The sequence below is a fragment of the Metalysinibacillus jejuensis genome (genome assembly GCF_003057615.1).
In the GTDB taxonomy this organism is placed as follows: domain Bacteria; phylum Bacillota; class Bacilli; order Bacillales_A; family Planococcaceae; genus Metalysinibacillus; species Metalysinibacillus jejuensis.
Genome location: NZ_QAFW01000003.1, coordinates 69,461 through 82,849, shown reverse-complemented (window position 1 = coordinate 82,849; position 13,389 = coordinate 69,461). Strand labels below are relative to the sequence as shown.

Annotated in this window: 18 protein-coding genes; 13 read left to right on the top strand and 5 right to left on the bottom strand. The window is 41.2% G+C overall.

Annotation, left to right across the window (positions count from 1 at the left end; genetic code table 11):
- Positions 1-68: 68 nt before the first annotated feature.
- From bshB2 to thiD, 3 genes are all read right to left on the bottom strand, one after another.
- Positions 69-743: a bacillithiol biosynthesis deacetylase BshB2 gene (gene bshB2, locus DDE80_RS02410; protein ID WP_108306092.1), complete on the bottom strand. Its 675-nt coding sequence runs from the start codon at positions 741-743 to the stop codon at positions 69-71.
- 12 nt (positions 744-755) lie between these two features.
- The gene (locus tag DDE80_RS02405) at positions 756-1,106 is read right to left on the bottom strand and encodes a YojF family protein (RefSeq protein WP_108306091.1); all 351 of its coding nucleotides are present in this window, start codon (positions 1,104-1,106) and stop codon (positions 756-758) included.
- Between the two features lie 168 nt (positions 1,107-1,274).
- A complete protein-coding gene (gene thiD / locus DDE80_RS02400; RefSeq protein ID WP_108306090.1) occupies positions 1,275-2,108 on the bottom strand; it encodes a bifunctional hydroxymethylpyrimidine kinase/phosphomethylpyrimidine kinase in 834 nt (277 codons plus the stop codon).
- Between the two features lie 107 nt (positions 2,109-2,215).
- Here thiD and DDE80_RS02395 point away from each other — a divergent pair, with 107 nt between their 5' ends.
- From DDE80_RS02395 to DDE80_RS02375, 5 genes are all read left to right on the top strand, one after another.
- On the top strand, positions 2,216-2,887 hold the full coding sequence (locus tag DDE80_RS02395) for a uracil-DNA glycosylase (RefSeq protein WP_108306089.1): 672 nt from the start codon (positions 2,216-2,218) through the stop codon (positions 2,885-2,887).
- 57 nt (positions 2,888-2,944) lie between these two features.
- Positions 2,945-3,121, top strand: coding sequence for a uracil-DNA glycosylase (locus DDE80_RS02390; RefSeq protein WP_108306088.1), 177 nt, complete (start codon positions 2,945-2,947; stop codon positions 3,119-3,121).
- A complete protein-coding gene (locus tag DDE80_RS02385) occupies positions 3,118-3,351 on the top strand; it encodes a DUF5327 family protein (RefSeq protein ID WP_108306087.1) in 234 nt (77 codons plus the stop codon). Before DDE80_RS02390 ends, DDE80_RS02385 begins: the two co-directional genes overlap by 4 nt.
- 15 nt (positions 3,352-3,366) lie before the next feature.
- Positions 3,367-3,747 (top strand): DUF423 domain-containing protein, encoded by a 381-nt coding sequence (locus DDE80_RS02380; protein WP_108306086.1) that lies wholly within the window; start codon positions 3,367-3,369, stop codon positions 3,745-3,747.
- Between the two features lie 224 nt (positions 3,748-3,971).
- On the top strand, positions 3,972-4,655 hold the full coding sequence (locus DDE80_RS02375) for a hypothetical protein (RefSeq protein ID WP_108306085.1): 684 nt from the start codon (positions 3,972-3,974) through the stop codon (positions 4,653-4,655).
- A gap of 60 nt (positions 4,656-4,715) precedes the next feature.
- Here DDE80_RS02375 and DDE80_RS02370 read toward each other — a convergent pair whose 3' ends face one another.
- Positions 4,716-5,321, bottom strand: a complete 606-nt coding sequence (locus DDE80_RS02370) for a M15 family metallopeptidase (RefSeq protein WP_108306084.1) — start codon at positions 5,319-5,321, stop codon at positions 4,716-4,718.
- Positions 5,322-5,397: 76 nt separating this feature from the next.
- Positions 5,398-6,147 carry a hydrogen peroxide-dependent heme synthase gene (gene hemQ, locus DDE80_RS02365; RefSeq protein ID WP_108306083.1) on the bottom strand — a complete coding sequence of 250 codons (750 nt, stop codon included), beginning with the start codon at positions 6,145-6,147 and terminating at the stop codon, positions 5,398-5,400.
- 107 nt (positions 6,148-6,254) lie between these two features.
- On the opposite strand from hemQ, the gene lipL reads away from it, so the two are divergent.
- From lipL to DDE80_RS02325, 8 genes are all read left to right on the top strand, one after another.
- Entirely contained in the window at positions 6,255-7,076 is an 822-nt protein-coding gene (gene lipL / locus DDE80_RS02360) for an octanoyl-[GcvH]:protein N-octanoyltransferase (RefSeq protein ID WP_108306114.1), read from the top strand.
- A 75-nt stretch (positions 7,077-7,151) separates the two neighbouring features.
- Positions 7,152-7,379, top strand: a complete 228-nt coding sequence (locus DDE80_RS02355) for a YuzB family protein (RefSeq protein WP_108306082.1) — start codon at positions 7,152-7,154, stop codon at positions 7,377-7,379.
- A gap of 82 nt (positions 7,380-7,461) precedes the next feature.
- Positions 7,462-8,370 carry a LysR family transcriptional regulator gene (locus tag DDE80_RS02350; protein WP_108306081.1) on the top strand — a complete coding sequence of 303 codons (909 nt, stop codon included), beginning with the start codon at positions 7,462-7,464 and terminating at the stop codon, positions 8,368-8,370.
- Positions 8,371-8,445: 75 nt separating this feature from the next.
- A complete protein-coding gene (locus tag DDE80_RS02345; RefSeq protein ID WP_108306080.1) occupies positions 8,446-9,141 on the top strand; it encodes a CoA transferase subunit A in 696 nt (231 codons plus the stop codon).
- Positions 9,141-9,791 (top strand): 3-oxoacid CoA-transferase subunit B, encoded by a 651-nt coding sequence (locus tag DDE80_RS02340; RefSeq protein WP_235612258.1) that lies wholly within the window; start codon positions 9,141-9,143, stop codon positions 9,789-9,791. The genes DDE80_RS02345 and DDE80_RS02340 overlap by 1 nt, the downstream gene beginning before the upstream one ends.
- Before the next feature lie 85 nt (positions 9,792-9,876).
- Positions 9,877-10,518, top strand: a complete 642-nt coding sequence (locus DDE80_RS02335) for a TetR/AcrR family transcriptional regulator (protein ID WP_427901788.1) — start codon at positions 9,877-9,879, stop codon at positions 10,516-10,518.
- A 45-nt stretch (positions 10,519-10,563) separates the two neighbouring features.
- Complete coding sequence (locus DDE80_RS02330; RefSeq protein ID WP_108306077.1) at positions 10,564-11,706, top strand: acyl-CoA dehydrogenase; 1,143 nt, start codon at positions 10,564-10,566, stop codon at positions 11,704-11,706.
- 42 nt (positions 11,707-11,748) lie between these two features.
- A complete protein-coding gene (locus DDE80_RS02325) occupies positions 11,749-13,389 on the top strand; it encodes an AMP-binding protein (RefSeq protein WP_235612257.1) in 1,641 nt (546 codons plus the stop codon).

The window sequence follows — 13,389 nt, the reverse complement described above, 5'->3', positions numbered from 1 at the left end:
AAAAAGTTTTTTCTGAAAATTTGCGATTTTTGTTTAGGAAAAAGAAAAAATCACGTAAAAACGTGATTTTAGTCTTCAAAAGTAATTGTATAAAATTGTTCGGTTGTAAACCAAGCATCTTCTGTTGATTCACCATTGTCTTCCTCGCGCTTATCTAATTCCTGTAACATCCAACCTGTTTGTGAAGCGTGTGCTTTTAATGCGTTTAACTTTTGTTCTTTAAAAGCACGAATGTCTACGACAAAGTCTGCAGGTCCCATTTCTTGTTCGGTGTTGTTAGCGAAGCCTGCACCGAGTAAAGTAGGGCGCTGCTCTTTAGGTAGGCGACGTACTGCTTCAACGACAGCACGCGCTGTTGCCTCGTGGTCAGGGTGTACACAATATTTAGGTAAGAAGGTAAAAATCATAGAAGGATGCAACTCTTCAATAAGGTCCGTTACGAGACGCACCATTTTTTCGTCGTCTTCAAACTCTACTGTTTTGTCGCGTAACCCCATCATACGTAAATCTTGAATGCCGATAGCTTCACAAGCCGCAATTAACTCTTGTTTACGAATCGCAGGTAGCGACTCACGCGTGGCAAATGGGGGGTTACCTAAGTTACGTCCCATTTCGCCGAGTGTTAAACATGCATACGTAATAGGGACGCCCATAGCTGCTTGCATAGCTGCAATACCAGCTACTGAAAAAGATTCGTCATCAGGGTGAGGGTAGACGATTAAAATATGTCGTTGTTTTTCCATGAGTTTGCCTCCTTAATAAGCAAACGGTGTTTCACTAATTTGTAAAGCGACCGCTAACTTTCCACTATAGTCTAAGCCGGCCATTAGTAAACGACCTTGCTCATCAATTTCTGAATGGGTAATACCCTGTGCGTACACCCAGCCATGCTCTAGCTTTAAGCCTACACGGTTTGGGTGATCTTCAATGACTTTAGCGTGCTCATATACGAGTTTCACGTTGCGAATAAAAGCGCCAGCATTAAAAAATTGTTCATCATAGTGAGCGGCGTAAGAGCCGTTTGTTGTTTCTAAATGAATATATACTTCTTTATTAGCAAAAGCATCGAGTTGCTTTTGGAGTTGTGCAATATTGACGATTTCCATTTTTGTGCCTCCTTGAAATCAATGCTTTTAGTATAAACAATTTTTAATACAAAGGGAAATGCTAAGATTTCATTTTAACTCAAGGCTGATCTACTTAACATCAAGCATGTGCGCGGCTTCCACATAAAAAATACGCTGAACTTAGTGCTCAGCGCATTATTTCATCTATTAAATTTCGCGAATAGTAACCGTAGGTGCACCGTAGCGTGATTTTGCACCGTGCATAACAGGGCCTACATATTGGTTAAGTGCCCAGCCTTTAGCGATAGCCGCGGCTACAAATTCTTTTGCTTCTACTACGGCATCTTTAATTGTCATACCGTTTGCAAGATTGGCTGTAATAGAAGCGGCAAAAGTACAGCCTGCGCCGTGATTATACGTTGATGCAATTTTTTCTGTTTCTAGGGCATAAAATGTCGTACCGTCATAAAATAAATCGAGTGCTTTATCCGTTGGCAATGCACGTCCACCTTTGATGACTATCGTTTTGGCACCTAGCGCATGAATTTTTTGTGCAGCTTGTTTCATTTCTTCTACCGTTTGCGGTGTTTTCATGCCAGCTAACTGACCAGCTTCAAATAGGTTAGGTGTAGTAACGGCAGCATAAGGCAATAAATAATTAATCATAGCGTCTGTATTGCCAGGGTTTAATACTTCATCTTCGCCTTTACACACCATAACAGGATCGATGACTACGTTAGTAGTACCAGCGTTTTTAATAGCTTCACCAGCTGTTTTAATCACTTCTTCTGTTGCAAGCATGCCTGTTTTGACTGCATCGACTCCTGTAGATAGCGCAGTTTTAATTTGTGCATCTAACACTTCAACGGGTAGTGAATAAACGCCATGTGCCCAGTATTTGTCAGGGTCCATCGTAACAACGACAGTAAGTGCGGTCATCCCGTAAGTACCATGCTCTTGAAACGTTTTAAGATCGGCTTGAATACCAGCGCCTCCTGATGTGTCAGAACCAGCGATAGTTAATGTTTTCTTTAAGCTCATAATTCAATCTCCTTTGTAGTAAAATAAGTATCAATAAGTATACCGCTGCACTGGATATATAAAAACCATCAGTTTTAGCAAAAAGTATAAGGTCAGGGGAGATTATAATGACAAATGTTTTTACTAATGATTGGCAAGAAGTACTGCATGATCAGTTCGAGGCGCCTTATTATAAGAAGCTTCGTCAGTTTTTAAAACAACAGTATGCGAGTGCAACGATTTATCCACCGAAAGAAGAGGTAATGAATGCACTCTATACAACAGCTTATGAAGATGTGCGTGTTGTAATTTTAGGGCAAGATCCTTATCATGGCCCTAATCAAGCGCAGGGCTTAAGTTTTTCTGTAAAAGAAGGTGTTGCGATTCCGCCGAGCTTACGCAATATGTATAAAGAGTTACATGATGATATAGGGTGCCCCGTGCCTACACATGGCAATCTTATGAAGTGGGCACAACAAGGCGTCTTGCTTCTTAACACAGTGTTGACGGTACGCCGTGGTGAAGCTAATTCGCACAAAGGGCAAGGATGGGAAACATTTACTGATGTTATTATCGAACGTTTAGCGCAAAGAGAAGCCCCTATTATTTTTGTATTATGGGGTCGCCCTGCTCAACAAAAGCAAGCGGTAATTAAACGTTACTCTCAACATGTTGTACTAACAGCGCCTCACCCTAGTCCGTTAAGTGCACATCGCGGCTTTTTCGGTAGTAAGCCGTATTCACAAATTAATAAACAACTTCAAGCTTGGGGCGAGCAACCGATTGATTGGTGTTTGTAAGAAACTCGTCACTTCAAAGCGAACAATAATCGTGATACATTGAAAGGAGGCGTTCGTATGCGAGTGAACTGTTTTCAATGTCATTATTTTAAGGTGACATGGGATGTTAATAATCCACGTGCATGCGCAGCGTACGGCTTTAAAACGAAACAATTACCATCCGTCGTTGTCAAGCAATCATCAGGTATGGATTGTATGAAGTTTGTACCAAAACAAGGGGGCAAAAAAGCATGATTTCACAGCAGATGATTATTCAAGAAATAGAACAGCAGTTACAACGCGTAAAAAGTGCGCGCACACCTGCAGATTTCCAAGCGGGTATGACAGCGATTCAAGCGCTTTGTAACGTAAGCTTACGCACCGAAGTTGAGCCTACTATGCAACCTATAGCGCCTTCGCAATCATTAGTACAGCAACCCTTTAAAGAAGATGACGCGAATGGTGAATCATTATTTGACTTTTAAAGGTAGGGAAAAGACATGAAGAAATTTATCGTTACAGGGGCAATACATGCCTTCTTAGCTGTAGCTCTTGGTGCTTTTGCGGCACATGGTTTAAAAGACGTGCTCGATGTATATAGCACAGGTATTTGGAATACAGCTGTACAATACCAAATGTTTCATGCAGGTGGCTTATTAGCAGTCGGTATTTTAATGAGTCGCAAGTTAATGGGCGATGTTAAGCTATTAAATGCGGCTGGTTGGTGTATGAATATCGGTATTTTATTATTTGCAGGTAGTTTGTATACGCTTGCTGTTACAGGGATTGGCAAATTGGGCGCGATTACACCGTTTGGTGGCGTATTTTTCTTAATTAGCTGGGTATGTTTAATCGTAGCAGTCGTTAAAGAAGGAAAATGAATGTAAGAAGTGACGCTTAATGCGGCGCTTCTTTTTTTGTCTAAAGGGTATGTTCAGTTTTTGTTCAGTCCACTTTTTGTATAATTACGTTATCAACTACGATAAAGTCGTTTGCAAAGGAAAAAATAAAAAAATAAAACGCTATAATAATAGAAATGAATGGCGATATAATATTGCGAGTGTAGATAATCGATAATTAAAAAATAAAGGACAGGTGACATAAATTGAAAAAAGTATCAATGTTAACAAAAAGCACATTATTAATGGGAATGTTAGTAGCGATGGGAAGCGGATCAGCTTCAGCGAACGACGACCAAGAAATTACTAAAGGTTACACAATTAAAGTAACGCATTCACATACAGGTGATGCGCCTATTATTGTAGAAAATCAGCCAGTATTAAAAGCTGCACAATACAGTGCATCACAAAAAACAGTGACGTTAACGTTTGATAAAGCAGTAGCGGTAGCCGACTTACAACATATTACATTAAAGAAAAACGGTGCAACATTATCAGGTGTAACATATGTGATTGATGCAGATCAAACACGCGTTATGGCGACATTAAACGGTGTAGCGACGGCAGATGAGTTAAGCGTGCAATTTAAAAACACAGGTGTAGTAGCAATGCCTGTAGCACATGTAGCGACAGCTAAATTTGTGCCGAAATTAGAAGTTACTCGTCAACTTAATAAAAAAGTAATGGGTAAAGTAGAGCGTGGTGCTAAAATTAGCGCTGTGTTAACGAATGCACAAGGACAAAAAATTACGCAACCTGTAAGTGTGAATCGTTCAGGTCTTTGGTCTTCTGAAGTAGATGTAGCACCAGGTAGCTATACATTAACGGTAGTAGCAGAAAAAAATCAACAAAAAATCGTTAAAGAAGTTGCTATGCATATCGTAAAATAATGAGTAACAAAAAACGAGGTTGTAGCGAAAGTTTAACACTTTCACTATAGCCTCGTTTTGTCATTTAGCGACGTATTCTTCTAGTGCGAGATTTTGTTCAAACATTTGTTGGCTATGGGGTAATCCTACAAATCGCAGATGCCAGGGTTCATATTCAATGCCAGTAATTGCTACTTTATCAGCAGGGTAACGTAAAATAAAGCCGTAACGCCATGCGTTGTCTGCAATCCACTTGCCTTCTGGCGCTACGTCCATCGTCGTTTCAGTAGAGCCGATATCAAGTGCGAGGCCAGTATGGTGTTCGCTATAACCAGGCTTCATCGCATAGGCAGCGCCCATTTCTTCATAGAGCGCTTGTTGTTGCTCAAATGAGCGATAACCACTCATGACGATAAAATGGCTTAACCCTTGTGCGCTTGCGTCTTGTATCATTTGTTCAAGCGCCTCCGCAACACGGGCGGATAACGTAATATCACTCGTGAAAACGTCATAGCTCCGTTGCTGTTCAAATAAATTAATTAAATCCGTTGGCACATGATTGAGTGGATTTTTTTGATTGACTAGTACTAGCTGATCAATAGGTTCATCCGTAGTGCTAGGCTTTTGTTTCATGTACCAGCTACTACCGATAGCTAATAGTAAAATAAGTATTGCAATTTTCTTCATAATAAAAACCTCCAAAGCTACTATACCAAGAAAAACTTAATAAATAGCTAGGGAGGTTCTTAAAAGTTTATGAAGATTAAACCGTTAACATTTTAACTAATTTTTCATTGTCTAAAATGTTACCTACGAAGAACTCACCGAACTCACCGTAGCGAGCTGATACTTCGTCAAAGCGCATTTCATAAACGATTTTTTTGAATTGTAGTACGTCATTAGCAAATAATGTTACGCCCCACTCATGATCGTCAAAGCCAACAGAGCCACAAATGATTTGTTTAACTTTACCTGCATAGCTACGACCAATTAAGCCGTGAGAGTACATTAATTTTTTACGTGTTTCCATATCTAACATATACCAGTTGTCATTGCCTTCGCGACGTTTGTCCATTGGGTAGAAGCACACGTGCTCCCAGCGTGGTAGCTCTGGGTATAAACGAGCGCGTACGTGTGGGTTTTGGTATGGATCTTCGTTAGACTCACCCGCTAAGTAGTTAGAAAGCTCAACTACTGATACGTAAGAGTACGTAGGAATTGTAAAATCAGCAATTGCTAATTTATTAAATTCTGTTTCGATATCATTAAGCTCTTGCATCGTTTCACGCAACGTCATTAGCATGAAGTCTGCTTTTTGACCAACGATTGAGTAAAATGCATGTGAGCCTGTTTTTGCTTCGTCTGCTTGATTTAGTTTTTCTAAAAATGCGATAAACTCATCTGTAGCTGCTTTACGCTCTTCCTCTGAAACTAACTTCCAAGAAGCCCAGTCGATTGAACGGAAATCATGTAACGTGTACCAGCCATCTAAAGTAATTGCTGCTTCATTCATTATGTAGAACACTCCTTAATGTATAATGGAACTTACATTATTTATTTTAGCATACATTACATATAACCGATAATTTTATGGCTGTATGCAAGTGAAAAGGAGTCATGATTATGGCGTTATTACAACAACCCATTTGGCGCTTTTATGATCAATCGATTAGTGCCATACCTACTTCACCCCTTACATCTTTTGCGATGGACGATACGCTTTGTGAATTAGTAGGGCAGTTACAATCACCACCTACTTTACGGACGTGGGTGCATGATGCCAGCGTGGTGCTAGGTATACAAGATCACCGCTTACCCTATATTCAGCAAGCGATGCGTTATTTAGTAACACAAGGCTATCAACCTATCGTGCGAAATTCTGGCGGGCTCGCTGTCGTATTAGATAAAGGTGTGTTAAATTTATCGCTCGTCTTTTCAGAGCAAACGAAGGCGATGTCGATTGATGAGGGTTATGAGGCGATGCTTGCGTTCATTCGCTTACTATTACCAGAAGCTACAATCGAAGCGTATGAAATTGAAGGCTCCTATTGCCCAGGGTCTTATGATTTGAGTATTGATGGCAAAAAGTTTGCGGGCATTTCACAAAGACGTCTGCGCCAAGGGGTAGCCGTACAAATTTATTTATGCGTAGAAGGAAGCGGCAGTGAGCGTGCAGCACTTATTGAAAAATTTTATGCGCAAGGTTTGCAGCAGCAAGTCACAAAATTTTCGTATCCTGTTATACGCCCACAAGTGATGGCTTCATTAAATGAATTAATAGGGCAATCATTAACGGTACAAGATATCGTCGTGCGTGCCTATCGCGTGTTAGCTACACTCGGACAAGTGCAAGCTACTTCATTTAACGCTGAAGAAAACACACGCTATGCATTTTATTTACAACGCGTGCTCGACCGCAATGCAAAAATGTTAGCAAAGTAGTTGCTTGTTTGCGCGCGCTAAGTGCGATAAAATACGTGTGTGCAAAATATAAAACAGAAAGGGTTGTTGACTACTATGGCAAACGAATTTAAAGTTTGCGATGAATGTCAGGCCGTTAATTTAAAGACGTTAATTCCAAAATTAAAGGAAATTGATCCTGATGCAACCATCGAAATTGGCTGTCACTCGTATTGTGGGCCAGGTCGCAAAAAGACTTTCACTTTTGTTAATAGTCGTCCTGTTGCGGCGCTTACAGAAGACGAGCTTATGGAAAAAGTACTTGCGAAGTTAAAACGTAACTAAAGAAACGCATTATTTTCGATTTAGAAAATAATGCGTTTTTGTATGCAAAAATCGTTATAATGAGCGAAAAGGGGTGTAAATTATGGAGCTTAGAGATTTGCAATTATTTATGGCAGTAGTGGAAGAGGAAAGTTATACGAAAGCAGCTGCCCGTATGTATGTATCGCAGCCAACGCTGAGTAAGAGTATTAAACGTTTAGAGGAAGAGTTAGCGATTACTTTATTGCATCGTACTACGCGTAAAGTAGCCGTCACGGAGGAGGGGCGTGTCGTTTACGATTATGCTAAGCGCATCGTTAATACGAAAGAGGCACTTGACCGTAGCTTGCAAGATATGCGCGATGTGCAGCGCGGTACGATTCGCATTGGTATCCCACCACTTATTGGTACGCTGTTTTTCCCGGAAATTGCGCAACAGTTTCATCAAAAATTTCCACATGTCACCTTGGAGTTAGTAGAGCATGGGGCTAAAACGATTGGCGAACTCATCCATTCAGGAAAAGTAGACGTCGGCTTTATGGTACTGCCCGTTAATGATACACAGTTTTTAATTGACCGCTTTGTAGACGATGATTTTGTAGCGTATATGTATAAGGACCATCCATTAGCGCAACATACGCAAATTACAATTGAGGCGTTGCAGGAGGAGCCGTTTATTTTATTTTCGGATGATTTTGCGCTCCATGACTTTGTATTACGCAGTTGCGAAACAGCAGGTTTTACACCGCAAGTCGCTTATAAAAGTTCGCAGTGGGACTTAATTACGGAGCTGATTGCGCTTAATTTAGGCGTGACCATTTTGCCGCGCGCTATTTATGAAAAACAAGCAAATCCAAACGTTAAAATTATACCGTTAGTAGAGCCGCTCGTATGGCGTTTAGGCATCGTGACGTTAGCGGGGCGCTATCAATCCGTAGCGCTGAAAGAGTGGTTATCATTAATGGCTACGACGACATGGTCTTGGCAACAATATATGCCAATCAGGAATTAAATATATGCAATATATGTATTTCTCTAATAGATAAAAAAACGCTACGATAAAACTATAGCGATAGGGGGTGCAAGAATGACAAAAGTAAAACAATCTTTTGAAGAGGCGCTACAAGGGCTACAGGCTAATCAAACACTTATCGTTGGTGGCTTTGGACTTTGTGGTATTCCAGAAAACGCCATCGCAGCCATTCGTGCTAAAGGTACGACAGGCTTAACGGTTGTTAGCAATAACTGTGGCGTTGATGATTTTGGTCTCGGCATTTTATTAGCCAATCGTCAAATTACAAAAATGGTAGCTTCATATGTAGGCGAAAATAAAATTTTTGAACAGCAGTATTTAAGTGGTGAGTTAGAAGTTGAGCTTACTCCGCAAGGTACGCTTGCCGAACGTATTCGCGCAGGCGGAGCAGGTATACCAGCATTTTATACAGCGACGGGTGTAGGTACACCGATTGCAGAGGGTAAGCCAACGAAGCAATTTGACGGTAAAACGTATATCGAAGAACGAGCAATTACAGGGGATTATGCGCTCGTTAAAGCATGGAAGGCAGACCCTCTCGGTAATTTAGTGTACCGCAAGACCGCGCGTAATTTTAACCCGTTAGCAGCAACAGCTGGCAAAATTACGATTGCTGAAGTAGAGGAGCTTGTGCCAGTCGGTGCGTTACAGCCTGATGAGATTCATACACCAGGGGTATACGTCCAACACGTTATTGTCGGCAAAGATTATGAAAAGCGCATCGAACGTAAAACGATGAGGGAGGGATAATGATGAGAGACCGTATTGTGAAGTTGGCTGTGCGTGAGATTAAAGACGGCATGAACGTCAATTTAGGTATCGGCATGCCAACATTAGTAGCTAATGAAATTCCTGCAGACTATCAAGTTTTATTACAATCCGAAAATGGTTTGCTCGGCATTGGTCCTTATCCAACAGCTAGCGAGTTAGACGCTGATCTCATTAACGCTGGTAAAGAGACAGTGACAGCCGTTGCAGGCGCATCCTATTTTGATAGTGCTGAGTCATTTGCTATGATTCGTGGCGGCCATATTGATTTAGCTATTTTAGGCGGTATGGAAGTGGACGAAAATGGCGATTTAGCTAATTGGATGATACCAGGTAAAATGGTGAAGGGCATGGGTGGCGCTATGGATTTAGTACAAGGCGCTAAAAAAGTCATCGTTATTATGGAACATGTTTCAAAGCATGGAGAATCCAAAGTGAAAAAAACGTGTACATTGCCACTAACAGGTAAAGCGGTCGTACATCGATTAATTACAGACTTAGCAGTTTTTGATTTTACGGATGAAGGCATGGTGCTCGTGGAAAAAGCGCCTGATATTACGCTTGAAGCGTTGAAAGAAAAAACAGAAGCAAGCTACAGTGTATCGCCAGATATTAAAAATTTTTCTGTTTAATGATTTCTAAATTCTTTTAAAATCTTTATTTTTGTAATTTTACGTGCTATAGTAAACGCAAGCAAAAATGAAAGTAGGCTATACGTTGAAAAAAGATTTAAAACAAGAAATCATTGATGCGGCATTACAGCTGTTTCAAACCCACGGCTATAATGGCGTAACAATCAGCCAAATTGTGGCACATGTCGGCGCATCTAAAGGCGGGTTTTATCACCACTTTAAAGCGAAGGATGAGCTGCTATATGAAATACACGATGTGTTTATTACGTATGTGTTAGAAGAGGCAAAGCGCACGGAAGAAATGTATGCTACACCGATTGCCAAGCTTTGTGCGTTACTGCAATCATTTACCGCAGCCTTTCACAAATACCAAGCGCATATTACGGTGTTTTATGATGAGAGCAAATCACTACTCGACAGTGACCGCGAAGTTATAAAACAGAAGCGCGATGCCTATCGCAAAATTTTGCAACATGTAATCATTGAGGGCCAACAGAGCGGTGACTTCCGCACAGAGTTACCACCGACAATCGTTACGATGTCGATTACCGGGATGGTTAACTGGTCGTATAAATGGTATAAGCAAGACGGCACGATGACAATGGCGCAAATTACAGCCATCTTTATTGATATGATTTTACGCAGCATCATTACGCAACAAGGGGCACAAGAAGCAAGTGAGTATGTTATACAATCAGCAAATAACGAAGCTGGTTTTATTTTTTAACTAAAACAAACCGACTGGTCGGTATTCACACAAGGGGGAAATGGTATGAACTTTGAATTAACGAAAGAACAAAAAATGATTCGTGACACGGTACGTGATTTTGCAGAAAAGGAAATTGCACCTTATGCACGCGAAGTAGATCAAACGTCTACAATGCGTATTGAAACATTTAAAAAATTAGCGGAGCTAGGGTTAATGGGCTTACCATTCCCTGAGGAGTACGGTGGTGCAGGGGCAGATACCGTATCTTACGCTTTAGCAGTAGAGGAAATCGGTCGTGCTTGTGGGGGTACAGGTTTAAGCTATGCGGCAGCGATCAGTTTAGGGGCAACACCAATTTACAACTTCGGTACAGAAGAACAAAAGAAAGAGTGGCTAGTACCGTTAGCGAAAGGCGAAACGATGGGGTCATTTGGTTTAACAGAGCCTAATGCTGGTTCGGATGCGGGGGGGACGCGTACAACTGCAGTAGTTGACGGTGATGATTACGTAATTAACGGCGAAAAATGTTGGATTACTAATGCAGGTCATGCTCGACAAATTATTGTGACAGCTGTAACAGGTAAACGTGAAGATGGTAAAAAGATTATTTCTTCTATCATCGTACCAACGGATGCTGAAGGTTTAACGATTAATTGTAACTATGACAAGATGGGCGTACGTGGTTCTAATACGTGCGAAATTATTTTACAAAATGTTCGTGTCCCACGTGAAAATTTACTCGGAGACGAAAAACGAGGCTTTTCTCAATTCTTAAGCACATTAGATGGCGGTCGTATTTCAATTGCTGCGCTGTCGGTAGGAATCGCACAATCAGCTTACGAAAAAGCATTGAAGTTTGCGAAAGAGCGTGAACAATTTGGCACGCCAATTTCAAAATTCCAGGCGATTCAATTTAAATTAGCAGATATGGCAATGGAAATTGAGCTTGCTCGTACATTAGTACATAAAGCAGCATGGCTCAAAGACCACGGTAAACCATTCGGTAAAGAGGCGGCGATGGCTAAGCTCTTTGCATCAGAAATGGGCTTCCGCGTATGTAATCAAGCGATTCAAATTCACGGTGGTTCGGGCTATATGCAAGAGTATGATGTAGAGCGTCATTTACGTGATATTAAACTAATGGAGATTGGCGAAGGAACATCTGAAATTCAACGCATTGTTATTTCTCGTTTAATTGGTTGTTAATAAAAGCATGAAAATCGTAGGAAATAAGAAAGGGGACTTTCAATGGCAGAACTGGTGTATAAAACGATTGGCCAATTGTTAGGGGAACAGGCGCAACAAGATCCAACTCATGAAGCTTTAGTTTATGCTGACCGCGGTTTAAGAATGACGTACCAACAATTAAATGAACAATGTCGATTAGTCGCAAAAGGGCTAATGTCTTTAGGCATCGAGAAAGGCGAAAATGTTTCGGTATGGACGACGAACGTACCAGAGTGGGTGCAACTTCAGTTTGCTTCAGGCTATATGGGGGCACCAATCGTCACAGTGAACACAAATTATCGTCAAAGTGAATTAGAGTACTTATTAAAACAATCCGATACAACAACATTAATTTTAATGCCGCAGTACCGAGATCATGCTTTTATTGAAACGGTAAAGGCGCTATGTCCGGAGCTTGAAACGAGCGAACCAGGCAATTTGCAGTCAAAACGTTTACCGCTATTAAAGCGTGTTATCGTCATCGGGGATTATGACGGACCAGGCGTATTAACTTGGCAAGATGTACTTGACGGTGCAAAGCAGGTGAGTGACGAAGCGCTTGATGCGCGCCATGCTACATTATCACATGATGATGTGATTAATATTCAATACACATCGGGAACGACCGGCTTCCCTAAAGGGGTAATGTTAACGCACTTTAATTTAGTTAATAACGCGATGAATATCGCCGAATGTATGAATTTAACGAAGCAAGATAGGCTATGTATACCTGTACCATTTTTCCATTGCTTTGGTTGCGTAATCGGCACATTAGCAATTACAACAGTTGGTGGCACGATGGTACCTGTACAAGAGTTTTCACCAGAAGCGGTAATGGCTACGATTGAACAAGAAAAATGTACCGCAGTACATGGCGTACCGACGATGTTTATTAGTAAGTTAAATTCACCGAATTTTTCGAAATATGATTTGAGTTCCCTACGCACCGGCGTAATGGCGGGCTCAACTTGTCCAGTAGAAGTAATGAAAGCTGTCATCGATAAGATGGGAATGACAGATATTACAATTTGTTACGGCCAGACGGAGTCATCGCCTGTTATTACACAAACGCGCGTGGATGATGATTTTACCGCTAAAGTCGAAACTGTCGGCAGGGCGTTACCTAATCTTGAAGTGAAAATTGTTATCCCAGGGACAAATGAAGAAGCGCCGCGTAATACGCAAGGCGAGCTTTGTACGCGTGGCTACCATGTAATGAAAGGGTATTATAACAACCCTGAAGAAACGGCTAATGTAATTGACGAGGACGGCTGGCTGCATACGGGTGATCTTGCGACGATGGATGAACAAGGCTTCGTACGTGTTACCGGGCGTTTAAAAGATATGGTCATTCGAGGTGGCGAAAACATTTATCCGCGTGAGATTGAAGAGTTTTTATATACGCAACCTAAAGTGTTTGACGTACAAGTAGCAGGCGTGCCTGACGAAAAGTACGGGGAGGAAGTTGTTGCTTGGATTATTACGAGACCAGGTGAAGAGCTAACTGAACAAGAAGTGCGTGATTATTGTCAAGGCAAGATTTCACGTTATAAAATTCCGCGCTATATTAAGTTTTTAAGCGAATACCCGATGACTGCCTCAGGGAAAATTCAAAAGTTTAAGTTACGTGAGGACTTTATTTCACAAAATTTGGGGGGATGA